This window comes from Paenibacillus tepidiphilus, assembly GCF_008635795.1.
Classification (GTDB): domain Bacteria; phylum Bacillota; class Bacilli; order Paenibacillales; family Paenibacillaceae; genus Paenibacillus_AQ; species Paenibacillus_AQ tepidiphilus.
On sequence record NZ_VWRQ01000012.1, the window covers coordinates 1 to 26,458 of the forward strand.

General features: G+C 54.6%; 23 protein-coding genes. 17 read left to right on the forward strand and 6 right to left on the reverse strand.

Annotated elements, in window-relative coordinates; genetic code table 11:
* Positions 1–307: 307 nt before the first annotated feature.
* Entirely contained in the window at positions 308–1,528 is a 1,221-nt protein-coding gene (locus F1379_RS16010) for a glucose-1-phosphate adenylyltransferase (RefSeq protein WP_150271538.1), read from the reverse strand.
* Positions 1,529–1,746: 218 nt separating this feature from the next.
* Between F1379_RS16010 and glgB the strand changes: the two genes are divergently transcribed.
* Both glgB and glgA read left to right on the forward strand, forming a co-directional pair.
* Positions 1,747–3,675 carry a 1,4-alpha-glucan branching protein GlgB gene (glgB, locus tag F1379_RS16015; protein WP_150271541.1) on the forward strand — a complete coding sequence of 643 codons (1,929 nt, stop codon included), beginning with the start codon at positions 1,747–1,749 and terminating at the stop codon, positions 3,673–3,675.
* A gap of 36 nt (positions 3,676–3,711) precedes the next feature.
* Positions 3,712–5,139 (forward strand): glycogen synthase GlgA, encoded by a 1,428-nt coding sequence (glgA, locus tag F1379_RS16020; RefSeq protein ID WP_150271543.1) that lies wholly within the window; start codon positions 3,712–3,714, stop codon positions 5,137–5,139.
* Between the two features lie 174 nt (positions 5,140–5,313).
* On the opposite strand, the gene F1379_RS16025 is transcribed toward glgA, so the two are convergent.
* Positions 5,314–7,059, reverse strand: coding sequence for an alpha-glycosidase (locus F1379_RS16025; protein ID WP_150271545.1), 1,746 nt, complete (start codon positions 7,057–7,059; stop codon positions 5,314–5,316).
* A gap of 238 nt (positions 7,060–7,297) precedes the next feature.
* Between F1379_RS16025 and F1379_RS16030 the strand changes: the two genes are divergently transcribed.
* The 4 genes from F1379_RS16030 (at position 7,298) to F1379_RS16045 (ending at position 11,295) form a co-directional block, all read left to right on the forward strand.
* Positions 7,298–8,107, forward strand: coding sequence for a transporter substrate-binding domain-containing protein (locus F1379_RS16030; RefSeq protein ID WP_150271547.1), 810 nt, complete (start codon positions 7,298–7,300; stop codon positions 8,105–8,107).
* 162 nt (positions 8,108–8,269) lie between these two features.
* Entirely contained in the window at positions 8,270–8,929 is a 660-nt protein-coding gene (locus tag F1379_RS16035; RefSeq protein WP_150271549.1) for an amino acid ABC transporter permease, read from the forward strand.
* On the forward strand, positions 8,916–9,638 hold the full coding sequence (locus F1379_RS16040; RefSeq protein WP_150271552.1) for an amino acid ABC transporter ATP-binding protein: 723 nt from the start codon (positions 8,916–8,918) through the stop codon (positions 9,636–9,638). The genes F1379_RS16035 and F1379_RS16040 overlap by 14 nt, the downstream gene beginning before the upstream one ends.
* Positions 9,639–9,765: 127 nt before the next feature.
* Positions 9,766–11,295 carry a Ppx/GppA phosphatase family protein gene (locus F1379_RS16045; RefSeq protein WP_150271554.1) on the forward strand — a complete coding sequence of 510 codons (1,530 nt, stop codon included), beginning with the start codon at positions 9,766–9,768 and terminating at the stop codon, positions 11,293–11,295.
* Here the strand turns inward: F1379_RS16045 and ppk1 are convergent.
* Entirely contained in the window at positions 11,243–13,357 is a 2,115-nt protein-coding gene (ppk1, locus tag F1379_RS16050) for a polyphosphate kinase 1 (protein ID WP_150271556.1), read from the reverse strand. The two genes, F1379_RS16045 and ppk1, sit on opposite strands and share 53 nt — an antisense overlap.
* Before the next feature lie 352 nt (positions 13,358–13,709).
* Here ppk1 and F1379_RS16055 point away from each other — a divergent pair, with 352 nt between their 5' ends.
* Positions 13,710–14,372, forward strand: coding sequence for a 3D domain-containing protein (locus F1379_RS16055; protein WP_150271558.1), 663 nt, complete (start codon positions 13,710–13,712; stop codon positions 14,370–14,372).
* A 71-nt stretch (positions 14,373–14,443) separates the two neighbouring features.
* Here F1379_RS16055 and F1379_RS16060 read toward each other — a convergent pair whose 3' ends face one another.
* Positions 14,444–15,319, reverse strand: coding sequence for a polysaccharide deacetylase family protein (locus F1379_RS16060; RefSeq protein ID WP_239004697.1), 876 nt, complete (start codon positions 15,317–15,319; stop codon positions 14,444–14,446).
* Positions 15,320–15,505: 186 nt separating this feature from the next.
* On the opposite strand from F1379_RS16060, the gene F1379_RS16065 reads away from it, so the two are divergent.
* From F1379_RS16065 to mobB, 9 genes are all read left to right on the forward strand, one after another.
* Complete coding sequence (locus tag F1379_RS16065; protein ID WP_150271560.1) at positions 15,506–16,546, forward strand: oxidoreductase; 1,041 nt, start codon at positions 15,506–15,508, stop codon at positions 16,544–16,546.
* An 86-nt stretch (positions 16,547–16,632) separates the two neighbouring features.
* Entirely contained in the window at positions 16,633–17,337 is a 705-nt protein-coding gene (locus F1379_RS16070) for a dihydroorotate dehydrogenase electron transfer subunit (RefSeq protein ID WP_150271562.1), read from the forward strand.
* Positions 17,330–18,262 (forward strand): dihydroorotate dehydrogenase, encoded by a 933-nt coding sequence (locus tag F1379_RS16075; protein ID WP_150271565.1) that lies wholly within the window; start codon positions 17,330–17,332, stop codon positions 18,260–18,262. The genes F1379_RS16070 and F1379_RS16075 overlap by 8 nt, the downstream gene beginning before the upstream one ends.
* A 77-nt stretch (positions 18,263–18,339) precedes the next feature.
* Positions 18,340–18,678 carry a prenylated flavin chaperone LpdD gene (lpdD, locus tag F1379_RS16080; protein WP_150271567.1) on the forward strand — a complete coding sequence of 113 codons (339 nt, stop codon included), beginning with the start codon at positions 18,340–18,342 and terminating at the stop codon, positions 18,676–18,678.
* A gap of 71 nt (positions 18,679–18,749) precedes the next feature.
* The gene (locus tag F1379_RS16085) at positions 18,750–19,421 is read left to right on the forward strand and encodes a PspA/IM30 family protein (RefSeq protein ID WP_150271569.1); all 672 of its coding nucleotides are present in this window, start codon (positions 18,750–18,752) and stop codon (positions 19,419–19,421) included.
* Positions 19,422–19,556: 135 nt separating this feature from the next.
* On the forward strand, positions 19,557–19,967 hold the full coding sequence (locus tag F1379_RS16090; protein ID WP_150271571.1) for a DUF350 domain-containing protein: 411 nt from the start codon (positions 19,557–19,559) through the stop codon (positions 19,965–19,967).
* Between the two features lie 74 nt (positions 19,968–20,041).
* A complete protein-coding gene (locus F1379_RS16095; RefSeq protein WP_150271574.1) occupies positions 20,042–20,548 on the forward strand; it encodes a DUF4178 domain-containing protein in 507 nt (168 codons plus the stop codon).
* Between the two features lie 165 nt (positions 20,549–20,713).
* A complete protein-coding gene (locus tag F1379_RS16100) occupies positions 20,714–21,988 on the forward strand; it encodes a molybdopterin molybdotransferase MoeA (RefSeq protein ID WP_150271576.1) in 1,275 nt (424 codons plus the stop codon).
* Between the two features lie 260 nt (positions 21,989–22,248).
* Positions 22,249–22,887, forward strand: a complete 639-nt coding sequence (gene mobB, locus F1379_RS16105; protein WP_150271578.1) for a molybdopterin-guanine dinucleotide biosynthesis protein B — start codon at positions 22,249–22,251, stop codon at positions 22,885–22,887.
* 218 nt (positions 22,888–23,105) lie between these two features.
* Here mobB and F1379_RS16110 read toward each other — a convergent pair whose 3' ends face one another.
* Complete coding sequence (locus F1379_RS16110; protein ID WP_150271581.1) at positions 23,106–23,978, reverse strand: pentapeptide repeat-containing protein; 873 nt, start codon at positions 23,976–23,978, stop codon at positions 23,106–23,108.
* 70 nt (positions 23,979–24,048) lie between these two features.
* Entirely contained in the window at positions 24,049–25,134 is a 1,086-nt protein-coding gene (gene xerS / locus F1379_RS16115; protein ID WP_150271889.1) for a tyrosine recombinase XerS, read from the reverse strand.
* 230 nt (positions 25,135–25,364) lie between these two features.
* Between xerS and F1379_RS16120 the strand changes: the two genes are divergently transcribed.
* Positions 25,365–26,411, forward strand: a complete 1,047-nt coding sequence (locus tag F1379_RS16120; RefSeq protein WP_150271583.1) for a DUF4062 domain-containing protein — start codon at positions 25,365–25,367, stop codon at positions 26,409–26,411.
* The last annotated feature ends 47 nt before the right edge of the window (positions 26,412–26,458 follow it).

The window sequence follows — 26,458 nt, forward strand, 5'->3', positions numbered from 1 at the left end:
CAATTGTATGGTCAGGCTAGCGTCTTTAGGCGCAGTTTGGCAACAAGGGGTTATACCCCTAGAGCAAACCACCCGTTGGACGGGTGGTCCTGATTCTGCCGACAACAGATGAACGACCACCGGCACCCTTACCTGAAAGCACGGAGCAGAGCGGGGGAGACCCGGCTGAATAAATACTCATAACTAAGCGGCGGGGAAATCCCGTCGCTTAGTTTATGATGATATCCAGATAAAAAAGGGCTGTGTCCTGGTCTAACGACCGTGACACAGCCCTTTTTGGCTAATTATGCATGGAAGAAAGTCTTGATTATGAAGGAAGGCCTTCGGCGCGTAATCTGCCGGTCTTCTCGTAAACCTCCTGCAGCAGACGCGAAGGTTGGGTACGGATCACCGGTTTGGCGGCGACGATCTCATGCGGTCCGACAACGACAATGTTATCGGCACTGCCCTTGATGATTGCACCATCCTTGATGACGGCTCCTTCACCGATGATGGCATTCTCAATCAGTACGCCGCGTCCGATACGTGCGCCCGGCATGACGATGCTGTACTTGATCATGCTCAGCTTGCCGATCTCTACACCGCCGAAGACGACGGAACGCTGCAGATTGCCTTCCAGCAGGCAGGTTTCGTTCACCAGGCAGTCCGCCGCCAGCACCGGCACACGCGGCTTGTTGGAAGTCTTGGCCCGGCGGGCGCGGCTGTACATCGGCCAGTGGGCATTATCAAGCTGGAAGCCGTTGTTCTCCTGAAGCAGATCCATGTGGGCATCCCAGAGACTGGCCACTGTACCTACATCTCTCCAGTAACCGTCAAAGCGGTAAGCGAAGAGATCGTCATTGCCTTCCAGCATGGCCGGAATGACGTCTTTGCCGAAGTCATGGCTGGATGTGGTGTTCTCGGCATCGCGCAGCAGATGCTCCTTCAGGTAATCCCAGCGGAACAGGTAGATGCCCATAGAGGCCAGATTGCTCTGCGGCTCCTTCGGCTTCTCGGCGAATTCGGAAATCTTTAGCTCCTCATTCACATTCATGACACCAAAGCGGCTGGCTTCGTCCCAAGGCACCTCCATCACGGAGATCGTGGCCTTTGCCCCTTTGCTGACGTGATAATCGAGCATCTTCCGGTAATCCATATGGTATATATGATCCGCGGAGAGAATCAGAACATGCTCCGGCGCATGCTCGTCGATGAATTGAATATTCTTATAAATAGCGTCTGCTGTTCCGGTGTAACTGTCTCTGCCGTCCACACCCGATGGCAGCAATCTGACGCCGCTGTCTTTCTTAGTATGGAGACCCCAGGGTTCTCCTTCACCGATATGGCTATGCAAGGAATTGGCTTCGTACTGGGTCAGTACGCCGACCGTGTCGATATTGGAATTTACACAATTGCTAAGCGGGAAATCGATTATTCTGTACTGTCCACCGAAAGGGACTGCAGGCTTTGCCATTGCTGTGGTCAAGGGGGCCAATCTGCGGCCTTCCCCGCCTGCCAGGAGCATGGCGACACATTCTTTCTTACTCATTTGTTATCCCTCCCATTTTTTTGTCAATGCTTGTAATATAAACGTACGGACAGTGGTTGAAACGATCTTATGCAAAATAGTTGCGCAGTTTGCACAAAAAATTGCACAAGTTTTTTTTATGCCTGAAAAACACTAATTATGACTACAAATCATTTTCAAACGGCATACATTCGGGTAATGTAATAGGTGCATTTCAAATATATAGAGGTGATGATAATTTGCCTGACATCCTGAACCAAGAATACCTACCGACTTCCGATGATATTTATTTGTTTCATGAGGGCACCAATTATCGCAGCTACAGGACGCTGGGCGCGCACATTGCCGCTGAAGAAGGGAAGGCGGGAGTTCGTTTTACCGTCTGGGCTCCTCATGCGACATATGTAGGAATTGCTGGAGATCATAACGACTGGGACGGAACAAGCGATGCGGACTCGTTATATAAGATACCCGATTCGGGATTTTGGAGTCGCTTTTTTCCGGGAGTAGGGCAGGGAACTTTATACAAATACCGTATAATCGGTGCAGATGGCGCAAGCTTTCTGAAGGCCGATCCCTATGCCTTTAAAGCTGAAGTCCGGCCGGCAACAGCTTCCGTGGTTGCGGATCTGGGCGGATATACCTGGGGGGATGCCGCCTGGCGGCGCAGGACCAAAGCCCCATACAACCAGCCGGTCAACATTTATGAGATGCACATGGGCACCTGGCGCCAGAAGGAAGACGGCAGCCTGTACACTTACCGCGAACTCAGCGGTCTGCTGATTCCGTATCTTCTGGAAATGAGCTACACCCATGTTGAATTTATGCCATTAGCTGAACACCCGTATGATTTATCCTGGGGCTACCAAGGGACCGGTTATTTTGCCGCTACCAGCCGTTACGGTGAACCGCAGGATCTCATGTATCTGATTGATCAACTGCACCAGGCGGGCATAGGTGTCATTCTGGATTGGGTTCCGGCCCATTTTGCCAAGGATGCACACGGCCTGCGGATGTTCGACGGTGCGCCGCTGTATGAATACGCCGATCCGATGCTTGCCGAGAAGCCCGGCTGGGGGACCCTGTCCTTCGACTTCAGCAAGCCCGAAATCTCGTCGTTCCTCATTTCGAACGCCTTATTCTGGTTTGAGGTGTACCACATCGACGGTATGCGGGTGGACGCGGTAACCAGTATGCTGCGGCTCGATTTCGAAAAAGGCAGCCACCAGTACAGACGCAACGTGAACGGCGGCTTGGAGAACCTGGAGGCGATCAGCTTTATTCAGCGCCTGAATACTGCCATCTTCCGTCACTATCCCAGAGCGCTGATGATGGCGGAGGAATCAAGTGCCTGGCCGGGTGTGACGGCTCCGGTGCATGAAGGCGGACTCGGGTTCAACTACAAGTGGAATATGGGCTGGATGAACGATACACTGGGTTACATAGAGCATGATTTCGGGGCGCGCCCCTACCATCATAATTTGTTAACCTTCCCGATAGCCTATGCCTATTCAGAGAACTATGCACTTCCGCTGTCCCATGATGAGGTAGTGCACGGCAAGAAATCGTTGCTGGACAAGATGCCGGGCTCCTACGAGCAGAAATTTGCCGGCCTTCGGCTCCTGCTGGGCTATCAGGCCACCCATCCCGGCAAGAAGCTGCTCTTCATGGGCGGTGAATTCGGACAGTTTATTGAATGGAAGGACCAGGATCAGCTGGACTGGCTGCTGCTGGATTATGAAAGCCATCGCCGGATGCTGGCTTTTACTGCCGCCCTGAACAAGCTGTATGTAACCGAGAAGGCCTTGTGGGAGCTTGATCATGACATGGCCGGTTATCAGTGGCTCACCGCAGATGACAGCGCCCAAAGTGTCCTATCCTATGTCCGCCGGGGGAAGAGGCCGGTTGATACCTTGATCGTGCTGGTTAATTTCCAGCCGGTGGAGCGGCGGAACTACCGTATCGGTGTGCCGAGACAGGGCGTATATGAGGAGCTGTTCAGCTCGGAGAATACGGCCTTTGGCGGGTCCGGCTTCCATAACCCGCCGCTGAAGAGCGTTAAGGTGGAGTGGCATAATCAGACGCACAGTCTGGAGCTGACACTCCCGCCGCTAAGCTTTGTGGTCTTGAAGAAAGCGGGACGCAAAGGGAAGACAGACAAAGAGTAGACATCGCCTAACCGTATTTTATAAGGGGGAATCTGAATGAAGGTGTTATTCGCTGCTGCCGAAGGCCATCCGTTTGTCAAGACAGGCGGCCTGGCCGATGTAATTGGAGCGCTGCCCAAAGCGCTGAAGAGCGCGGGCGTGGATGTGCGGGTGATTTTGCCCAGATATAAAGCGGTCCCGGAAGAGTACTTAACCCAGCTTGAGACGGTTGCGGTGCTTGAAGTACCCGTGGGCTGGCGTATGCAGTACTGCGGCATCCAGAAGCTGGTGCTGGACGGTGTCCCGGTTTATTTTGTCGACAATGAATATTACTTCGGTGCCCGAGACGGTATATACGGCCATCTGGATGATGCAGAACGGTTCGCCTTCTTCAGCCGTGCAGTCCTGGAGTGCCTGCCCTACATCGATTTCCAGCCGGATGTGCTGCATGCCCATGACTGGCATACGGCGATTATCCCGCTGCTGCTGGAAGGCCATTATCGCCATGACCCGTATTACAGTACGATGAAGACCGTATTCACCATTCATAATCTGCTCTACCAGGGAATCTTCCCGTATTCCGTACTGGGCGATCTGCTGGGGCTCTCGGATAATTACTTCCTGGGTGTGGAGTATTACGGCAACATCAACTACATGAAGGGCGGGATCGTTTACAGCGATTATGTAACGACCGTCAGCCCGACGTATTCCCATGAAATACGTACCGAGCATTATGGTTACGGACTCGATGGGCTGCTTAGCTCTCGCTCCGACCGGCTGGCCGGAATTGTCAACGGCATTGACACCAAGGCGTATAACCCTAACACAGACCCGAAGATTTATACGCGTTACCGTTCCAATCTCGACAAGAAAGCGGAGAACAAGACCGGCCTGCAGCTGGAGCTGGGTCTGCCGGTAGATCCTAAGATTCCGCTCGTGGCGATGGTGACACGGCTGGTGGACTCCAAGGGACTTGATCTTGTGCTGCGCGTGCTGGATGAAATGCTCTACTTCGACGATATCCAGTTCGTGCTGCTGGGTACCGGGGACGCGCTCTATGAGAACTGGTTCCGGGAAGCGGCCTTCCGCCATCCCTCCAAGCTCTCGGCGCAGATTCAGTTCAGCGATGCGCTTTCCCGCAAAATCTATGCTGGCAGCGACATCTTCCTGATGCCCTCCATGTTTGAGCCCTGCGGCATCAGCCAGCTGCTTGCACTGCGTTACGGCAGTATTCCCGTGGTGCGGGAGACGGGCGGCTTGAACGATACTGTGCATGCGTACAACGAAGAGACCGGTGAAGGGAACGGATTCACATTCCTGAATTTCAACGCACATGACATGCTGTATACCCTGCGCCGGGCGGTCAGCTATTATCACCAGCCGGAGCATTGGAAAAGAATCGCCAAGAATGCTTTTGCAGGTGACTACAGCTGGAATGTCTCGGCCCAGCAGTATATTGATATCTACAACGGAATTTCGCAATAGCATTATTGCGCACAAGAAAGAAGCTGTCCCAAGGAGCCCTGGTGGCGCTTGGGACAGCTTCTTTTGCTGTGATACAGGAACATTGCCAGGTTATAGCCCATAAGGTATTGAAATTGACTATGAAGGTTAGCCTGAAGGCTCCCTCCAGATTCATTCGTTTAACCAGCAGTCTGCTTAACCCAGCAGCCGGCTGAGAATCCGGTAACCGTAGGGGTCAAGCGAGATATGCATCATACCGCCCTCCGGGACCACGGCTTCACCGGTCAGGGCATCCTGCCAGTCGTCGGTCTCCATCGGATGACTCAGAGTGCGGGGCTGCGGAGAATTATTCATCCACACTGTAAAGTGAATGATGTCATCCGCACGCTCATAGACAATACAGGGATCGCCCTTACAGGCCTGGAGAATCCGGAACCGGCCTTCCCGCAGGGCCTTGTTGTCCTTGCGCAGGGCAATCATCAGCCGGTAAAAGTCGTACAGCTCGCGGTCCTGCTTGCGCTCATCCCATTCCATGCATTTCCGGCAGTCAGGATCATCCCCGCCGCTCAGGCCGATTTCGTCTCCGTAATAGATGCAGGGCGTTCCCATGAAGGTGAAGAGGAACACTACGGCCAGCTTAAGCCGCCGCCGGTCGCCGCCGACAACGGACAGGAGCCGCGGCGTGTCATGGCTGCCCAGCAGGTTGAAGACCACCTCGTTGGTCTGCTGCGGGTACCGCATGAGCAGTCCGCCGATCCGTTCACCGAACGTGACGCTGTCCATGCCGCCGTTGAAGAATTCCAGCACCGTACCGGAGAAGGGATAGTTCATTACGGAATCGAACTGGTCGCCGAGCAGCCAGTTCAGTGAATCGCTCCAGACCTCGCCGACAATATAGGCATCAGGATTGGCCTGCTTGACGACCTTGCGGAAGTCGCGCCAGAAGTGATGGTCGACCTCATTGGCGACATCCAGCCGCCAGCCGTCCACTTTGATTTCCCTGATCCAGTATTCAGCCACTTCGAGCAGATAGGCTTTGACTTCCCGGTTGGCGGTGTTGAACTTCGGCATATTACCATAGAAGCCGAAGGTGTCATATGTCGGGATGCCATCCACTATCCGGGCCGGGAAGGAATTCATGTGGAACCAGTCTTTGTACACGGAGTATTCACCCTTCTCCAGCACGTCCTGAAAGGGCGGGAACTTGTCGCTGCAATGGTTGAATACGGCATCGAGCATCACGCGGATACCCCGCTTGTGGCATTCTTCGACCACCTTTTGCAGCAGTTCATTGTCACCGAAGTGGGGATCGACTTTTTTATAATCAACGATATCGTATTTGTGGTTGGAAGGGGAGACAAACAGCGGAGTGAAATAAACGGCGTTGATGCCGAGTTCCTGAAGATCATCGAGATGGTCCAGAACCCCCTGCAAATCTCCGCCAAAATAATTGTCATACTTCGGCGTCCCGCCCCAGGGTTCGGTGCCTTCGGGATCGTTGCCCGGGTCGCCGTTGGCGAAGCGCTCCGTCATAATTTGGTAGAATACCGCATCCTTGGCCCAGTTGGGTACCCGGAACAGATCGGCTGCATGTATGTAGGGGAACTCATAGAAGTGGGTTGGAGGAGCGGGACAATCACTGCGGATGCCGTTATCCAGCAGATAGACGCTTTCCTGTCCCTTGCTGACACGGAAGGTGTAGCTGAGGCGCTTGTATTTCGGGCGCACCGCAGCTTCCCAGTAATCGAACATGTCGTCCGACGCCGCCTTGTCCATCGGGATATCAAATGAAGTCTTATGCCAGTCATACTTGTCGCCGGTAAGGGCTACAACGCTGTCCACATCATCCTTTTTGGTGCGGACACGCAAATGAATCGTCTTGTGGTCATAGGCATACGCCCATTTGTCGCGGGGGACATGATACATCGCTTCCAAGAGCATGTCAGCACCTCCTAAAAGTGTTGTAGCTAGTTAATACCACCGCCGCAGGTGCGGTGAATCATAACGGTTAATCCGCGGCCGGATGGAGATATTACCTAGTATATCCTCATTAGAACAGTCATTGCAAAACGCAGCAGACTTCGTCACAAAATTTTCTTTGCATAATCATGCGAAGTCCTTTATAATAAATCGGGTTGCTGACAACGGAGAATACTGAGAGAACAGGGGAGATACAGAGATGAATAAATGGGGTAAACTTTCTTTGGGATTGCTGCTTGCAGGTGGACTGCTCACAGGATGCGGTTCGAATAACACAGATAACTCTGCTGAGGGGAATTCGAACAGCGGCGCTGCAGCCAAGAAGCTGGTTCTGGGCACAAGCGCCGATTTCCCGCCGTATGAATTTCATAAAATGATCGACGGCAAGGATACCATCGTCGGCTTCGACATTGATATTGCCAAGGATATCGCCGCCGATATGGGCGCTGAACTGGAAATCAAGGATCTCCCGTTCGATTCCCTGCTGAACGAGCTGTCCAGCGGACGCGTGGATATTGTTATTTCGGGCCTTAGCCCTGATCCGGACCGTGCGAAACAGGTTGGATTATCCGACATCTATTATTCCGCAGAACAAGCCGTAGTCGTCCGTGAAGAGAACAAGGACTATTTCCCGACGATGGACGATCTGAAGGGAACGAAGATCGGCATTCAGACCGGCTCGATTCAGGAAGATATTGCGAAGGAGATTGAAGGCGCACAATTGACCTCCCTGAGCAAAATGTCCGAAATCGTCCTGCAGCTTCAATCCAACCGTGTCGATGCCTCCATTATGGAAGGCCCGGTTGCCAAAGCGTTCGTGAAGAATGTGGATGGATTGGCCATCGCCGGTGCTGTTCCGGAAGTGGAAGACGACGGTTATGTAGTTGGTGTGAAGAAAGGCAATGACGAGCTGCTGGGGCAAGTGAACGCCACCCTCAAGCGCCTGAAGGATGAAGGCAAGATCGATGAGTATGTAGCGGCGGCAAGCGAGCTTGCCGAAGGCGAGTAAGCCTGACGGAGTCCGCCGATACTGCGCGGAATGCTGTAAACAGAAGCTGCGAGTGAAGGCAGCACATGCTTTACCTTTTAGGAAAATGGCGGGCGGTAATCCGCCGTTTTCTATTTTTTTGAATAAATATGACAATCTCTAAGACAGGAGGTTATGCCGGACATGAATATTTTTGATCTTGCTATTGAATACCGCAGTTTTTTCTTTGCCGGTTTAAGGTACACGCTGCTCCTGGCTGTCATGGGCGTCTGCTTCGGCTTCGTGCTGGGGATCATTGTTTCCCTGATGCGCATGTCCAAAATTAAGGTGCTGCGGTTCATCGCCACCGCCTGGGTGGAATTTCTCCGCGGCACACCGATGCTGGTGCAGCTGTTCCTGATTCATTACGGTCTGGTGGAATTTGGACTGGAGTTTACTCCAATGCAATCAGGTGCGATTACCCTGACAATTAACAGTTCAGCCTATCTGGCCGAGATCTTCCGGGCCGGTATCCAGGGCGTAGACCGGGGCCAGACCGAAGCCGCGCGTTCCCTGGGGATGCGCCAAGGAATGACCATGCGTTACATTGTGCTGCCGCAGGCACTGAAGAATGTGCTGCCGGCCATCGGCAATGAGTTCATTACCATTATCAAGGAATCCTCCATTGTGTCGATGATCGGCGTGGCGGATCTGCTGTTCCAGGCGAGAACCATAACAACGATTACTTACGATGGCCTGACTCCGCTTGTGGTGATTGCCGTTATGTACTTTGTATTGACATTTACCCTGTCCAAGCTGCTTGGCCTGGTGGAAAGGAAGCTGAATACGGATGATCATCGTTAATCAGTTACAGAAGCATTTCGGTAAACTGGAAATATTGAAGGGGATTGATCTGGAAATTCAGAAAGGCGAGGTAGTCGTTGTTATCGGACCCAGCGGCTCGGGCAAGAGCACCTTTCTGCGTTGTCTGAACCTGCTGGAGATTCCGACCGGCGGCTCGATTACATTCGAGGGCCAATCAATTACCGACAAGAAGCATGACATTAACGTGACCCGCGAAAAAATGGGTATGGTGTTCCAGCAGTTCAACCTGTTCCCGCACAAATCCGTATTGGAGAATATAATGCTCGCGCCCGTCAAGGTCAAAAAAATGCGGGCATCCGAAGCCGAAGGGATCGCCATGGATCTACTGCGCACCGTCGGCCTTGAGGATAAGCGGGATGCTTATCCGGCACAGCTCTCCGGCGGACAGAAGCAGCGGATCGCCATCGCCCGGGCGCTGGCGATGCAGCCGCATGTCATGCTGTTTGACGAGCCGACCTCGGCGCTTGACCCTGAAATGGTCGGCGAAGTGCTTGAGGTCATGAAGAAGCTGGCAGAGCAGGGAATGACCATGGTCATTGTCACCCATGAAATGGGCTTTGCCCGAGAGGTGGGGGATCGCATTCTGTTCATGGACGGCGGACTTATTGTGGAGCAAGGCACACCGGCCGAGGTATTCGGCAACCCGCGTCATGCCCGTACCAAGGATTTTCTGAGCAAGGTCCTGTAAGCGATAGAAGCAGGAACGGCCGCTGACTTTCGGGTTCAGCGGCTGTTTTGCTTTTGGCGGAGAAGGAAATGGGTGATATAGTATATAAATAATCGGCTAAACTAACTTGCAAAGGAGTACATAACCCATGAGCGATGAACTTTGCCGGATCGGCATTATTGATATAGGCTCCAACTCCATACGACTGGTCATTTATGATACGACCTCGGAAGGTGGTTACCGGATCATTAAGGAGTGTAAGTATTCCGCACGCCTGAGCGAGAAGATTACCCCGGAGAACCGGCTGGAGAAGCGCGATATGGACACGATCATTCCGGTGCTCCGGCAGTTCAAGGAAATTTGCCGCTCCTTTGGCGTCGAACGTATCCGTGCCGGTGCTACTGCGGCTATCCGCAATGCGGCCAATTCCCCCGAAATAATTGCATACCTTTCGGAGGAGGCGGCTATCTCAATTGAGGTGATTACAGGTCACCAGGAAGCTTATTTCGGCTTTCTGGGCGTAATTAACGCCTTCAATGTCCAGGACGGCTTTGTCATTGATATCGGCGGCGGCAGTACGGAAGTTACATTGTTCCGCGGCCGGCGCCATCAGCACAGCTTCTCGTTTCCCTTCGGCGCGGTCAACACGAATTTGCTGTTCAGCCAGCACGGCAACTGGAGCCCCGAGCAGGTTCGCAAGCTTCAGGCCTATGTGACCGGCAGACTGGTGGAGCATGACTGGCTGAGCGGTGCGGCGGGGCTGCCGCTTTACGGGCTTGGCGGTACGCTGCGCTCGCTCGGCAAGCTGGACCAGAAGAACAGGGATTACTCGCTGCCCAATTCACACGGCTACCGGCTATCCGGCGAGACCATTGAACGCTTTATGGAAGTGCTGCCGGCCTTGTCCTACGAGAAGCGCAAGGAGATGGACGGATTATCCAAGAGCCGGGCGGATATTATCGTCTCAGGCCTCATCATCTTCCATACCGTCTACCATTACATTGGAGCGGGGCAGGCGTATATCAGCGGGGAAGGGCTGCGTGAGGGCATGCTGCATGATCTCCTGCAGCCGGAGCAGCCGGTAAAGGACAGTGCGCTGGAATATAGCCTGTCTACGCTGATGCACTTCGATATCCACACGCCAAGGCTCCATCTGGAGCGTATTCACAAGCTGGCACTCAGTCTCTTCTCGGCCTTTCCTCCCGAAGGCGACCGCAAAGAGCAGGAGATGCTGATCTATGTCGCCGTGATGCTGCATCGCACAGGCTCAAATATCAATTACTACCAATCCAAGCGTCATACCCGCTATTGGCTGATGAATGCGCCGATCCGCGGACTCAGCCACCGGCAGCTGATTCTGTCCGCCTTCATTTCCTCGTACAGCACAAAAAGCCGGAAGCAGAAACTGTCCCAGGCACACAAGGACATTTTGCTGGCTTCCGACGAGGAATGGATTCACAAGCTGGGGACACTGGTGCAGCTCAGTATGGCGCTCGACAGCACAGAAATCGGTTATATCCGCGGCCTGGATGCCCGCCTGCACGGCAATACGCTGCATGTAGGATTGCAGGGGGCGGGCGACGTGCTTATCGGCCTGGAGGATATTGATAATGCAGTCAAAGCGTTCAAGACGGCTTGGGGTCTGAAAGTAAAGCTTGACTTCCCTTCCAACGCGTAACATCCATCGCAACGAACTGGCTCCGGAACGGGGCCTTTTTGTCGTCCGGCCGCTCATAATATCCGTTGGGCTGCAGGAAGCTCGATTTCACATTGTCATGCAGCGACAGCTCCAGAATGTTAACCAGCTGGCTCTGAATCAGGCTGTCCTTCACCGGACACATCAATTCAATCCGCCGGGTCAGGTTGCGTGTCATCCAGTCGGCACTGGAGAGATAAATTTCCGGCTCGCCGCCGTTCTCGAAGTAATAGATCCGCGAATGCTCCAGGAAGCGGTCGACGATGCTGCGCACGCTGATCCGCTCACTCAAGCCCTCAATGCCCGGACGCAGGCAGCAGACTCCGCGAATGATCAGATCGATTGATACGCCGGCCTGTGCAGCCCCGTACAGGCTGTCAATGACCTCTTGATTTGAAAGAGAATTCATCTTGGCGATAATCCGTGCCGGTCTGCCGGCTGCGGCATGCTCTGCCTCGCGCATAATCAGCTTCTGCAAGCTCATGCTCATATCGGTCGGAGCGACGATCAGTGCGTTCCAGTCATAGTTCGCCGAATATCCGGTAATCTGATTGAACAGCTCGGAGGCATCCAGTCCGATTTCCGCATTGTCGGTAAAGAGACTGATGTCCGTATAGGCCTTGGCGGTGCTGTCATTGTAATTTCCTGTGCCCACATGGACATATCGCCGCAGCTCCGTGCCTTCCTGGCGGACGATCAGTGTAATCTTGGCATGGGTCTTAAGGCCGACGAGACCATACACGACGTGGCAGCCGGACTGCTCCAGCTTGCGCGCCCAGGCGATATTCCGCTCTTCGTCGAAGCGGGCCTTCAGCTCTACAACGACCGTCACCTGCTTGCCGGACTCGGCGGCATGAGCCAGGGCGGCGATCAGCGGAGAATTGCCGCTGACGCGGTATAGCGTCATTTTGATAGCCATGACCTGTTCGTCTTCGGAAGCCTGGGTAATGAAATCGACCATTGCGTCAAAGGATTCATACGGATGATAGACCAGCACGTCTCTCTCGCGCAGCACCTCGAAGAAATCCTCGTTGTCATCGAATTCCGCCGGATAGACCGGCTCAATCGGAGCTTCGTACAAATAATTGAAGCCCTTCAGACCGCCGGCGAAGCCCCGCAGAAACCCGAGGTCCAGCGGACCGTCAATTTCAAATACGAAATCCTCCAGCTCGAATTCAGCCTGCAGCTGCTCCAGAGCATAGGGGTGAATGTCCTTCTGCACCTCTAGCCGGGCGGGAACCCCGCGGCGGCGCTTGCGCAATTCCTTCTCAATTTCTTCCAGCAGGTCCTCGGCGCCCTCCTCATCAATGGTCAAATCCGAGTTGCGCGTTAAGCGGAATTCATTCACGGCCACCGGATCATAGCCACTGAATAAGGTCTGGATATGATGGCGGATAACGTCCTCGATGAACACAAACTGCCGTTTCTTGCTGTTGGTGCGGTGAGGCAGCGGAATGCAGCGCGGCAGGTTGGACGGTATCTGCAGGATAGCGAAATATGGCTCATCCTCCTGGCTGTCCTTGCGGGTCAGCACTACAGCGAGGTATATAAACTGGCTGTGCACAAGCGGGAACGGCCGGCTTTGATCCACCGCCATCGGTGTCAGCACCGGAAAGATAATATCCCGGTAGTACTGTTCAATGGCCTGCTCCTGGGCATGGGTCAAATCCTCGTAGTCGACAAAGACAACGCCTTCTTTATGTAGGTGCCGGGTCAATTCACGGAAGGTGCGGTATTGATCGTTGACCATTTTGCCGACGCGCTTAATCAGGCGTTTGTACAAACCCGACGGTGTATAACCTGTAAAATCCATCTTGGTATAGCCCGCTCTGATCTGATCCTGGATACCGGCCACGCGGACGCTGATGAACTCATCGAGATTGCTGGAGGTGATGGCCAGGAACTTGGCCCGTTCCATCAGCGGGTTATCGGATTCCTGTGCTTCCCGCAGTACCCGGCGGTTAAATTCAATCCAGCTGAGGTCCCGGTTAAGATAGGCGGCAGCTGGGCTGCTGTGATTGCTTTTCTTGTCATCTGTATTCACGTTATTGACCCTCCAAATGTGCTTCTTATCTATTATTCTATTGATTTCGCGGCAATCTTTCAATTCAGGAGCTGCTTATTTATTCTACTATGGGAAAGAGGGGGAAATGTTAACGCTGTGTAAAATCTGCCATAGGCGGTAAAGCGGTTCGCCGCTTTATTAACCCGATTTCAAAAGTTATAACAAAATGTAAACACTTATCATGCGGAAATGCGTATGAAATCAATGATTATAACGTGTTGGTAACATTTTCATGCGCATTGGTTACAAAATTGTGATATATTCATAACTGTTATTTAACATACACAGTACTGATGGACAGGCATGAAGCAGGTACATAGAGGAGGAGCACATGAAATTCAGATTCGGAGCTATCGCCGCCGCCGCACTTATCGGCGCAGGCACGCTGCTTTCCGCCGCTCCGGCCAAAGCGGACAGCATCCATGTTGCCGGAGCAACCACTACTTATTATACATTATCGAATTATTACGGCATCAGCATTCCTGAATTGAAGGAAGCCAACCAGTCGGTGGATGCGCTCAATATTTACCCCGGATTAAGACTGAACATTCCAGGCGTAATGTCAGCCAAGACGGTGGCTGCTGAAACTGCCGCAGGGCAGGACTTCAGTTCAGCGATTCTGAATGTGCAGGCCGCAGCCAAGACAGTGGAAGCCTGGGGCAAATCATTCAGCTATTCGAAGGTGCTGCAGGTTAAAGCGAGCGCTTACTCCTCCGCTGCCAGCGAGAACGGCGGCTGGGGACCGGTGGATTACTTCGGCAACCCGCTCAAGCTTGGAACAATTGCCGTTGACCCCAGCATTATTCCGTTCGGAACGAAGGTGCTGGTAACAGGCCATGCGCATCCCGGTCTGCCGAAGCAGGCGTTCATCGCCACGGCAACCGATGCGGGCAGTGCGATCAAGGGGAACCGGATTGATATTTTCATTCCCGGCAGCCAGAGCTTTGTCTCCGAATTCGGCTTTCAATATGTCAATTTGTATTTTGTGGATTAGGACATAATTATTAAAAAAGGAAACGCAGCACACCGCCCGGTGTCTCGTTTCCTTTTTTCGTTTTGCCGGAGCTAATTCCGCTTCCGGTTATTGCTGCCATACTCCAGCATTTGCGGTACCGTTACGAAGGTGTAGCCTCTTTTGCGCAGAATCTGGATGACCTCCGGCAGAGCCTGGATCGTGCCCTCCAGATTGCTGCTGCGGCCGCCTCCGCCATGCTGCAGAATAATCGCACCTTTGCCAGTATGCGCTAGTATGTTGTTGCGGATCTGCGCTTTCGGCAGGCTCTTCCAGTCCAGCGAGTCCACATTCCAGTTGACCAGCTTATAGCCCCGGTCACGGGCCCATTTCACCTGGACTTCACTGATGTCGCCGTAGGGCGGGCGGATCAGGCGTGGCCTGCGGCCGGTCTGCGCCTTGAGAATATGCTCGGTGCGCATAATTTGCGAACGGAATTCCGGCATGCTGAGCCGGCCGAACTCCGGATGATTATAGGAATGGTTGCCGATGGAGTGTCCGTCCCGCACCATTTGCGCGATAATGCGCGGATGCTTCTCCGCACGGCTGCCGACGACGAAGAAGGTGGCCTTCACATGATTCCGGCGCAGCACCTCAAGCAGCTGCGGCGTGAAGCGCGGATCGGGCACATCGTCGAAGGTCAGCGCCACAATCCGCAGGCGGGGCCCTTGGGACACCAGCGTTTCCGGGTATTTACGCATGAGCTGGGCCAGAGACAGGCCTTTGCTGCGCTGCCTTCTCCGGGCCGCTGCGGGCAGGGAGGAATCGCTTGGTCCGCTGTGAAGTCCGTAATCCTTGCCCGAATCCGTCTCCGGCTGGCCCGAAGCGGCGGACACGGGGAGATGGCCGGCCGCCGTGAGGTCGCCGAAGATTAATCCAAGCAGTGCCGCCACCATAAGCAGTGTTCTTCTGCCGCTTCTCCGGTTCATGCTGTTATCCCCTCCTTAAAGTTCGTCCGCTGCATGTTGTACTCCCTTGTTATGTCCAGGGCGGCGGAATCCTATGCCGGCTCGTAAACGTTGTATATTTTCTAGACCCAAAGTTAACGTGTATACTGGATTTACGGGAGACATACCCGGAGGATAGATACATATTTAATGGAAGGTGGAGGAACCATGACGGATTTGTTTACGCCTTATGAGCTGAAGGGGCTTCAATTGAAGAACCGGATCGTGATGCCGCCGATGTGCCAATATGCGGTGGAGCAGCAGGACGGAGTGCCCGGTGAGTGGCATTATGTGCATTACGTCAGCCGCGCGGTTGGCGGCACAGGTCTGATCATCGCCGAAATGAGCGGGATTCATCCCGATGGCCGAATCACCAATCGCGACACCGGAATCTGGAACGATGAGCAGGTGGCCGCCTGGCGCAGAATTACGGATGCCGTGCACGCCCACGGCTCCCACATTGCTATCCAGCTTGGCCATGCCGGCCGTAAAGCGCTGGATGCGGAGCCGCCGGTCGCTCCTTCGGCAATCCCTTTCGACGAGCGCTCCAAGACTCCGCGCGCCCTGACGACCGCTGAAGCGGAAGAGCTCATCGCTGCATATGGCGCAGCCGCCGGGCGGGCAGCGGAGGCGGGATTCGATAGCGTGGAGATTCACGGCGCGCACGGATACCTGATCCATCAGTTCCACTCCCCGCTCACCAATCAGCGGGACGACAAATATGGGGCGGACCCCTTGCTGTTCGGGGAGGAAGTGGTGCGGGCGGTCAAGGCAGCGCTGCCGGATGAAATGCCGGTGCTGATGCGGGTATCAGCCCTGGAATACGTGGAAGGCGGCTATGGGCAAGACTATGCGCTCGAATTCTGCCGCCGCTATCAGGAGGCCGGGGTCGATATGTTCCATGTGTCTTCCGGCGGAGAAGGGCCCATTGGCTCCGGCGGCGTTCCTGGTGCCGGACCCGGATACCAGACAGCTCTCGCCGAAGCTGTCCGCAGCGCGCTGGACGTGCCTGTCATCGCCGTCGGCCGTCTGGAAGCATACGAAGATGCCCAGGCCGTTGTTAGCGGCGGCAAGGCCGAGCTGGTGGCCGTCGGCCGGGCGATGCTGAACGATCCCTACTGGGCGCTGCATGCCGAGGAGGCGCTTGTCGGTATAGATAAAGGGCGTGTGCCGGCCCCGTATGAACGCGGCTTGTGGAAACGGAAATAACGGAGATTGTTTGTGACTTTTATCACGGAAATTAAACTCCTTCTGGGGCATGGTTAATAAGATTAAATTTGAAGGAGCTTGATAACGTGGCGACAGTAATCAGTAACGAGCGGCTGGTAAACGGCGTGTATCATCTGCGGGTGAGGGGGGACTACGGCGGCGCGATGGGTCAATTCTACATGCTGCGGGCATGGGGAGCCTATCCGCTCTTGTCCAGACCCCTGAGCATCCACCGGGTCAACGGGGACGGGGTCGAATTCCTCTATCATGTGGTCGGAGAAGGGACAAGAATCCTGGCGGAGCTGAAGCCTGGAGATTCCCTGAGCCTGGAAGGCCCCTTCGGCAACGGTTTCCCCGCAGTCACGGGTAAGGTGGCGCTGGTCGGCGGCGGCATCGGTATCGCGCCGCTGTATTACTGTGCACAGGAGCTCCCCGGGAGCGATATTTACTTAGGCTTCAGCAAAGAGTCTTACATGACTGAAGCTTTCCGTCCGCATGCGGCGGAATTGACCGTCAATGTCGGCGGGCTGGTGCTGGAGGATGTTGATTTTGCGCAGTACGATCATATCTTCGTCTGCGGTCCACACCCGATGCTGAAGGCGGCACAGCTCAAGGCTATGGCAGCCGGGACAGCCGGCAAACAGCCGAAAGTCTATTTGTCGCTGGAGAACCGGATGGCCTGCGGCGTCGGTGCATGCCTCGTCTGCAGTGTCTCCTGCCGCGACGGCAATCGTAAGGCTTGTGCAGACGGACCTGTCTTCCTGGCCGAGGAGGTGCTCTTCCATGGTTAATACAACCGCAACCATTGCCGGAGTTCAGTTCAAGAATCCGATCGTTATGGCCTCCGGCACCTTCGGCTTCGGCCGCGAATACGGCAAGCTGTATGATGTATCGGTGCTGGGCGGAATTTCCGGGAAGGGACTAACGCTTAATCCCAAGGCCGGCAATGCAGGCCTGCGTGTATACGAGACGGCTTCGGGCATGCTGAATAGCGTCGGACTGGAGAATCCGGGGGTAGAGGCATTCCTTGCCAAGGAGCTGCCGTACTGGGAGACGCTGGATACGGCCCGGATTGTCAACCTGGGCGGCAACACGCTGCAGGAGTATGTCAGGGGAGCGGAACTGATCCAGGAGGATGCGGACCGCCGCCTGCTGGCCGGTCAGACTGCAGTAGACATGATTGAACTGAACATTTCCTGCCCCAATGTGAAGGAAGGCGGGATCGCTTTCGGTGTGAAGACTGTGGCTGCGCGTGAGGTTGTCCGTGCGGTCCGGGCCGCGACGAAGCTGCCGCTGGCAGTGAAGCTGTCACCGAACGCCGAGGATGTTGCCGAGATGGCGGTCATGTGCCAGGAGGAAGGCGCAGATGCCGTCTCGTTGATTAATACAATCTCCGGCATGAAGATTGATATCCGCAAACGCCGCAGTGTGTTCGACAATCTGTACGCTGGCCTGTCCGGCCCTGCCATTAAGCCGGTGGCGCTGCGTATGGTCCATCAGGTGGCGAAGCGGGTAAGCATCCCGGTCATCGGGATGGGCGGCATTACCTGTGCGGCGGATATTCTGGAATTTATAATGGCCGGTGCCACGGTTATTCAAGTGGGAACTTATAACTTCATGAATCTGCGGGCGGGCAGCACGCTGGTGGAGGAGCTTCAGCAGCTGATGATCGAAGAGAACATCGGCTCCCTGGATGAAATCCGCGGGATTGTGTGAGAATATAGCGCATGGATGTTGGCTGCAGCCCGCGGAATCTGCCGATTGCTGGGTAATATATAGGAGGGAGATGCCGCATGGCTGAAGGTACCCCTGATTTATCGGATATTGACCTGACGGCTATTGAGGTCGGCGAAGACTTGCTGCTGATCATCGGCGGTGGTGTCCGCCACATTGGCGCAGCCAGCACTGCCTATCAGGACGGAGCAGAATGGAAGGTAACCACGGCAGCGGTGCCGCACCACAAGGAGCATACGCTCAGCGAGGGCATCGCCCTGCAAGCGGCGCGGCAACTGAACCGGACGGTAAGCGTCGTAATGGGAATTCATTACGACCAGCTGAGCAAAGAAGGCATTACAGAGGTCGTGGAAATTGTGCGCGGCAAAGTCGATCAATATTTAACGCAACATTTTTGAAACGTAGATGAATTCTCTTGCGTAAAAGATAAGCAAATAACAAATTTACTTTTAACCTGGAGGAATGACCCATGTCTATTTTTAAGAGATTGCGTGATCTAACCATGTCCAATGTGAATGCGATTATCGACAAAGCCGAAGATCCGATTAAAATGACTGACCAGTATATCCGTGATATGACCGAGGATTTGGAGGATGCCGAGAAAGCGGTAGCCGCGCAGATCGCCATTGAGAAGAAGTTCAAGCAGCTGTATGAGGAGCAGGAAGCCCTCGTTGCCAAGCGTAACCAGCAGGCGCACACTGCAGCACAGGCCGGCAACGCTGATCTGGCCCGCCGCGCGCTGGAAGAGAAGAAGGCTGCTGAAGCCAAGCTGGTGGAATACAAGACGAGCTTCGAGCAGAACAAGGCATCGGCCGACAATCTGCGTTCCAAGCTGGAGGAAATGCGCAAGCAGCTTACCCAGATGAAGAACAAACGCGAAACGCTGGTAGCCCGTTACAACGCCGCGAAAGCACAGACTGAAATTAACAAAGCCATGAGCGGCTTCAGTTCCGATTCGGCTTCAGCAGGCTTGAAGCGTATGGAAGAGAAGATGCTGGCTGCCGAAGCCCAGGCTGAAGCAAGCAACGAAATGCAATCGGGCAACAAATCGCTGGACGATGAGTTCGAGAAGCTCGGCAAGGACCAGGCTGTGGAAGATGAGCTGGCGGCGTTGATGAAGCAGTACGACAAGCAGCAGTAAGACAGCTTGACGGTACCCGGTTAACAATAAGATAAGTAATGAAGCGAAGGAGAGACAGAACGTTGCGGTTTCTCCTTCGCTTGTTGTGGGCTGCCCGTTCCGGGCAGTGAAATTGAGCAAGCGGGGGCTAAGGCAATGGATTTCCACACTATGGTGTCCATGGCAGTCTGGACGGCCAGCGGGGCGGTGCTGCTGTGTGTGCTGATGGTCGTTGATTCGCTGTTTACCCGGTACAATGATTTGGAAGAACTGAAGGCCGGCAATATGGCGGTAACGACGCGTTTTGTGCTGAAGCTGCTGGCGCAGACCTGCATTTTGGCTGCCTCCATTGCCGCTTCCAGCAGTTTAGGGGATGCGCTGCAGTTCTCCATCATATCATTCTGGCTGTTGTTTATCTTAGAGAAGGTTGTTCATTGGCTGCTTGGCCGGATGGGTAAAATCGATCTTGACCATGGCACGCAAACGGGCAAAATCGGCTACGGACTGCTATCTGGCACACTTCATGTCATCGGCGCTATGATTATTGCGGCATTTATACTAAGCTAGGCTTTATTATTGGAGTTAACAACAGAAATTGTACATTTGGATTGGAAGCAAGCCGTAGGAGGACTGAGGAGACCTTGGGAATTTGGAAACGGATCGGCAATTTATTCTCCAAGCCGGAACCGCCGTCCGCGCCGAAAAGTATGCTGGATTTGTCACCCGGCGATATCTGTGAGGTATCGCTAGTAACCTATGAGGTGACCGGCCGGACCAAGACGAGCGGGCGGAACGCGTCAGTGCTGACGCTGCGTGACGGCAGCCGTATCTCTTATTTGCATGTGGAGCAGCGGGAACAGCTGCAATACACGCTGTATCTGCCGATTGACGGCAGACTGGACAATCCGGCGGAAGTTCCAGCTACGCTGGAGCTCGACGAACGGACGTTCTATATGGAAGAAGAATATGAAGGTTATGTTGCGGTAGCGGGACAAACGCCGTTTATGAACGGCGGCCAGCAGCATGTCTGGCAATACCAGTCGGATGATTCACATCTGCTGCGGTTAGAGTGGCAGAACGGCCGCTTTATGCTATATGAAGGCGAACGGATCATCCCCGCTGATGTGCGGGTTATCCGCGCCTCGTAACGAATAGTGGCAGTACAAATAAAGCGGAGCTTTGCCGTGAGGCTGAGGCTCCGCTTTATTGCGGTTGTTAAGGATACTTAGTGCTGCCGGGAAATTTTACTTTATATTGACCCATGTTACAATCAGTAGAGATGTAACCTATTCAGGCAGCAAGAGGAGGAGATGATGAGTATGCAAGAGAAGCCGCAAGACGGCAAATTTCAGCGCAGAGCACTGCAGGTGCCAGAGGCGCAGCATAAAGTCATGACTTACGCGACAGCGCTTGAACCGGAAGAGATTTCGCTCAGCGCCAGCTGCGGGCGTTATTTGGCGGAGCCGATCTATGCTCCGCATCCGTTTCCGGCGTTCAACCGTTCCGGCATGGACGGTTACGCATTGATCGCTGCCGATACCGAGCCCTGCAGTAACGGGGAACAGGTCTGGCTGGAGGTCATCGACAATATTCCCTGCGGTACCGTGTCTTCTCGGACCGTGACCTCGGGTACAGCAGCACGCATCATGACGGGGGCACAGGTTCCGGAGGGTGCAGATACGGTGGCAATGCTTGAAGTGACCGAGACCCGGGAGGAGAACGGCATTACTTATGTAGGCTTGCGCAAACCCCAGCAAGCCGCACGCAATATCTCTCCGGCGGGACTTGAGCTCCGGGAAGGTGACGAAATTCTGGCTGCCGGGCGTTTGATTACGCCTGGAGAAATTGCTGCCTTGGCTGCCTTCGGCGTGCATACCGTGAAGGTGGGCAGACGTCCCAAGGTGGCGGTAATCGCCACCGGCTCGGAGCTGCTTGAGGTCGATCAGCCGCTTGAACCCGGCAAGATCCGCAACAGCAACTCACCGATGCTGGAAGCGCTGATCCGAGAAGCTGGCGGCGAAGCTGTCATGCTGGGTGCAATCTCCGACAATTTGGAGCTGGCCCGCACCAAAGTGCAGATGGCACTGGAGAGCTATGATCTGGTCATTACGACCGGCGGGGTCTCGGTGGGCGACCATGACATTATGGGCGATCTGGTCCGGGAGCACAGTGGAGAGATGCTGTTCAACAAGGTGGCCATGCGTCCGGGCAGTGTAACGACTGCGGCCGTTCGCGGCGGCAAGGTGCTGCTCGCCCTGTCTGGCAACCCGGGTGCTTGCTTCGTCGGGTTCCATTTGTTCGCCCGTCCGCTTATCGCCAGAATGCAGGGAGCTGCCGAGCCATTCTTGCCGGAGTGGACCGCTGTGCTGGGGGCTGATTATACCAAGGTGAACAACTTCACCCGGTTTGTGCGGGCCCGGCTGGAGGTTGAAGAGGGCAGACTCGTTGCGTATCCGGCCTTTATTGACGAGTCATCCGTTATGGTAACTATCAAGGACAGCGATTGTCTGGTTATCGTACCGCCGGACATGCGCGGAATTACGGCCGGAACCAAGGTGTCGGTGATCAAGCTGCCGGGTGTCCGGTGACGGCAGGAAGAGCATCCGCACACAAAGGCGGAACAACCAGAAGTAGCGGCGGGGGTGAGACTGCCGGGTGTCCGGTGACGGCAGGAAGAGCGTCCGCACACAAAGGCGGAACAACCAGAAGTAGCGGCGGGGGTGAGACTGCCGGGTGTCCGGTGAGGACAGGAAGAGCATCCGCACACAGGGCCGGAACAGTGAGAAGAAGCAGCGGCGGGGGTGATTCCGGCGGCCGGGGGCTCGGCAGTGCCCGGAGCACCCGGTGCATGAGCGGAAAGTCCGGACGAAGCCGCAGCCGCAGCGCCGGACAAGCCGTATCGCATCCGGCTGGGCATACCCGGCAAAGGGACGCTTCGCCCGCACGCAGCCGCGGCACCGGGCCAACAACGCCGCCCGTGTGCCAAATTGTCGGTTACAAGAACAGCGGCAAGACTACGCTGATTTGCTCGCTGCTTCCATACCTGCGTGAGCGGGGCTGCAAGGTCGGTGTCATCAAGCATGATGCGCATGATTTCGAGGCAGACCGTGAGCATACTGATACTTGGCGCCACCGCCAGTCTGGTGCCGAAGCGGTAGCGATCACGAGCCCCCGGCGGACTGCGGTCATCGAAGAGCGGGGAAGCACGCTTGAAGAACTGCTTGCTCTGATGTCAGGATGTGATTATGTCCTGGTAGAAGGCTTTAAGACCGCTGGCTACCCCAAATTGGCGCTGATCCGGTCGGAACAGGATTTGCCACTGCTGGAGGCACCGAATATCGCCGCTGCCGCCGTATGGCTGGGCAACCGGGAGCTTGAAGAGGCTGTACAGACCAGAGGCATCCGTCTTTTCGGGATCGACGATACTGCCGGCATTGCCGGATGGCTGTGGCAGCAACGCTATTTTTTTCAAAATTTCAACATATGAAAAATTCACAATAATAAACATAAAGATCCGGCAAACCCTTCAACCTATAACGCACATACGGAAAAAGGACGGGCACAAGCGAAGATTCTCTTCACTTGTCAAGATGAAAGCAGATCAGTCACGTAGAACCGGCTGAGCCGTCTTAAACAGGATGGCAACCCATATAAACAAGCACAGGGCCAGATAACGGCACCTGTGCTTGTTCTGCGTGGTTAAGGCTATGCGCTCCAGTGGGCAGGCCGGGTGAAGGTAGGGGGCAGCTTGGTATGGGCATCGCCCATAGCCGAATTCAGCTGCGCCTGCGTCAGGAAGAGGGCGCCGGTCAAATTGGCGCCCCGGAGGTCGGCGTCGCGCATATCGGCGCCGATCAGGTCTGCGGCCACCAGACTCGCGCCGCGGAGATCCGCGGCGATGAGGTAAGCGCCCCGCAGACTCAGGGCCCTGAGGTCGGCGCCCCGCAGCTTGGCGCCGACCAGGTCTGCGCCGCGGCCGTAGGCCTTGCGGCGCCCCGGCTTAGGCAGCAGTTGGCGGAGCGCCGCGCTGCGCGCCAGCTCGCTCGCACGCAGCAGCAGCTCGCCCACTTCGCCGCGCAGCGCAGGCGCGTCCAGGGCGAGCAGCCCGCCCGGAGGCAGCTGCGTGCAGGCCTCCACCTTGGCCTGCGCTGCGGCCAGGGCCTCCCGGAGCGGCTCCGCAGCCTGCAGACTGCGGGCCTGCTCCAGATACCACAGCAGCTCATGCAGCAGCTGCATGACCGGGAAGGCCCCGAACATCGCAGCTGCGGACTCGGGGGCCTCGCGCCAGCTCACGCCGCCGAAGGTCTGCTGGGAGATATACTGGCCGGCACCGAAGCAATCAAACACGGTGCAGCCGCGGAAGCCGAGCTGCCTTAAGCCGGTATGGACACCGCAGCGGAAATCGGCCTGCAGGTTGGGACAAGGCTGGCCGGCAGCCTTGTCGATGGCGAAATCGGCGGAAGCGCTGAAGGTGAGCGCCGCACAGCACAGGCCGAAGCACTGCGCGCAGTCGGCGCTGAGCCGGGCCAGCGATGCTGCGGACGCAGCGGGATCAACATTTTGAGTGAAATCAGACATCATAGTTCCTCCTGGTGGTTACCTGCAAGAGCAAGAACAGGTATAGGAATAGTTCAACCGCTTGGCGTCTCTAAGCGTTCTCCATGCGGCGCTCAATGGCCTCGGACATCGTTTTGTCGGTCAGATGGGCATAGACCTCCGTTGTTTCGGTCGAGGCGTGGCCGAGCTGCTCTTTGGTTTTGTAGATATCATTTTGCAGATAATAGTCGGTAGCGAAGGAATGGCGCAGCTTGTGCACCGTTAAATACGGTTTGCCGAAGCGTTTGGCGTATTTAATGATCATCTCCTGGATGGCCCGCTTGGTCATCCGTGACCCTTCCTGGCTGCCGTTGCGCAGCGCGATGAACAGCGCCTTCTCTTTCTTGGGTGTCTTGTAGCGGGACTGCCGCAGGCTTAAATATTGGGTGAGATCGTCTTTAGCCTGTTCCCGGAAATACACCGGCGTCTTGAAGGTCTCGTCGTTATTGCCTTTGCGGTAGACATACAGCAGCTTGTTGTTAATATCCAGATCATCCAAGTTGAGATTGACGACTTCGGAGACACGCAATCCGGAATTGAGGATCAGGCTGGCGATGCAGGCATCCCGTTCCCGGTTCTGCTGAAACGCGTAATACGCCTGCTTGTTGCCTTCCACATCCCGGCCGTAGCCCTCATAGATGTACCCGATAAATTCCAGCAGCTCTTCGTCCTCCAGAATTTTGCCCTTTAGCTTGGCAGCCGTATCTTTCGGTTTATGGATGCGCTTAATCTCCACCTTGGCCATAATATTGCGCTTCAGCAGCGGATAAAAGTCCTCATCCTCGGCAATCTGGCTTAAATAATGAAACAGGGAGCGCAGCGCCGACAGCTTGCGGGATACGGTGACTTTGGAGTTGGCGTTCTCGCTGCGGGTGGTCAAATACAGCCGGTAGCCGACGATGCTCTCCATACGCAGGGTCTCCAGATCGATAAGCGTAATCTCACCGTTACTTGCCCCCTGGGACAAGCCTTCCGCCCGCAGCCAGCTGAAGAAGGAGTCGTAATCACGGAGATACTCCAGCAGGGTGGAGGGGGACAGATCCGGTCGCTTATAGTCGATAAATTGCTGCACGAACCAGGGCATCAGCGGCAGGCGCTCATCGAGATGCTTGCGGTCACTGGCTTTTTGGATACTGATGGCGGTCACCTACTTTCTGAAGTTCCTGTAAACATACCTGTCTCTATTTTACCATGTTTTGCACAGTATGGCCCGGAATGCAGAGAAGCTTTGGTTAGGGCAGAGGTTAGAAATGTGTTTTCCGGCTGCAGTGTTAATACGTATTGGGGAATATAGTAATAGCAGCACAGTCCAAAACTAGTGACTTCATGTATAATTGAGAAACCACTCATAGTTAAGGAGTTTTATGGATGAAGAAGCAGCTGCAGGTTTTTATTTCGTCTACATATACGGATATGATTGAGGAAAGACAGGCTGCTATCCTGGCAGTTCTCAATGCCGGCCATATACCTGTGGGCATGGAAGATTTGTTTAAGTTAGATGACAGGTTACAGAAGGCTACTATTCAGCGCTGGATACAGGAATCCGATGTGTTCATGCTGATTCTGGGCGGCAGATATGGCGGTATTGACGAGGAGTCAGGCAAGAGCCATCCCCATTGGGAATATGATTATGCCGGGGAGCTGGGGAAGCGCAGAATTGCGATGGTTATTAGCGATCGTAAGCTGGCGGACAAAACACAGGACAATCCCACTTATTTAGAAAGGATCAACTATCCCGTTTATTTGGATTTTAAAGGCCTGGTCTTGCAGAATGGCTCGGAATTGTATGAAGATGTAAAAGATATCCGGTTGATAACGATGGAGGCATTAAGGAAATTGGAGTCAGACCCGTCTCTGGTTGGCTGGATTAGGGCGGATCAGGTGGAAAGTGTGGAAGAGACACTGAGAGAGAATGCTGCATTATTGAAGGAAATTGCCAGGCTGAAGGCTGAAAATGCTAAGCTGAAGCAACAGCAGGAACACAAGGTGCTAATCAATGGTATGGATTATGAGGATATCAAGAATATACTCGAAACTACTGTTATTACCTTGCCCAAAGAAGCATCCAGTACGAAAACTGCCAAGGATGTGAGCTTGCTAAAAGCGCTGCTTGCGTTATCTAATATTTTTGCAACCGGAGTTACCAACGGATCTGGTGAAAGTGACAACAGGCTTGCCGTCTATTATCATGTAACACCGAAATTATTGACTTTCGGGATTCTGGAAAAGGTAAAGGTTGCAGGCGCCAGATTTGAGAGAATTCAAATGTCCAAAGAAGGGCATAAATTTCTGGCGAAATATTTAATGGAGAACGCGCCGATCACTCCCGTTGTAAGAGCTAAGCCTGACGGAGCAAAAACTTCAGTAATCAGAAAAGGGATACTCCGGACAAAAGATGAAATCAGCGGAGAGTAGGAGAGGCGCTTTTTATCTGAATAGAAACGCAATCTTATCCTATTGAG

Coding starts and splice junctions, on each gene's coding strand:
- mobB (WP_150271578.1), top strand. CDS start 22,249: ATGAGCGGAAAGTCCGGACGAAGCCGCAGCCGCAGCGCCGGACAAGCC.
- F1379_RS16065 (WP_150271560.1), top strand. CDS start 15,506: ATGACGGATTTGTTTACGCCTTATGAGCTGAAGGGGCTTCAATTGAAG.
- F1379_RS16085 (WP_150271569.1), top strand. CDS start 18,750: ATGTCTATTTTTAAGAGATTGCGTGATCTAACCATGTCCAATGTGAAT.
- F1379_RS16030 (WP_150271547.1), top strand. CDS start 7,298: ATGAATAAATGGGGTAAACTTTCTTTGGGATTGCTGCTTGCAGGTGGA.
- F1379_RS16045 (WP_150271554.1), top strand. CDS start 9,766: ATGAGCGATGAACTTTGCCGGATCGGCATTATTGATATAGGCTCCAAC.
- glgA (WP_150271543.1), top strand. CDS start 3,712: ATGAAGGTGTTATTCGCTGCTGCCGAAGGCCATCCGTTTGTCAAGACA.
- F1379_RS16060 (WP_239004697.1), bottom strand. CDS start 15,319: ATGAACCGGAGAAGCGGCAGAAGAACACTGCTTATGGTGGCGGCACTG.
- F1379_RS16090 (WP_150271571.1), top strand. CDS start 19,557: ATGGATTTCCACACTATGGTGTCCATGGCAGTCTGGACGGCCAGCGGG.
- F1379_RS16075 (WP_150271565.1), top strand. CDS start 17,330: ATGGTTAATACAACCGCAACCATTGCCGGAGTTCAGTTCAAGAATCCG.
- F1379_RS16040 (WP_150271552.1), top strand. CDS start 8,916: ATGATCATCGTTAATCAGTTACAGAAGCATTTCGGTAAACTGGAAATA.
- F1379_RS16110 (WP_150271581.1), bottom strand. CDS start 23,978: ATGTCTGATTTCACTCAAAATGTTGATCCCGCTGCGTCCGCAGCATCG.
- F1379_RS16055 (WP_150271558.1), top strand. CDS start 13,710: ATGAAATTCAGATTCGGAGCTATCGCCGCCGCCGCACTTATCGGCGCA.
- lpdD (WP_150271567.1), top strand. CDS start 18,340: ATGGCTGAAGGTACCCCTGATTTATCGGATATTGACCTGACGGCTATT.
- F1379_RS16100 (WP_150271576.1), top strand. CDS start 20,714: ATGAGTATGCAAGAGAAGCCGCAAGACGGCAAATTTCAGCGCAGAGCA.
- F1379_RS16025 (WP_150271545.1), bottom strand. CDS start 7,059: ATGCTCTTGGAAGCGATGTATCATGTCCCCCGCGACAAATGGGCGTAT.
- F1379_RS16010 (WP_150271538.1), bottom strand. CDS start 1,528: ATGAGTAAGAAAGAATGTGTCGCCATGCTCCTGGCAGGCGGGGAAGGC.
- F1379_RS16120 (WP_150271583.1), top strand. CDS start 25,365: ATGAAGAAGCAGCTGCAGGTTTTTATTTCGTCTACATATACGGATATG.
- F1379_RS16035 (WP_150271549.1), top strand. CDS start 8,270: ATGAATATTTTTGATCTTGCTATTGAATACCGCAGTTTTTTCTTTGCC.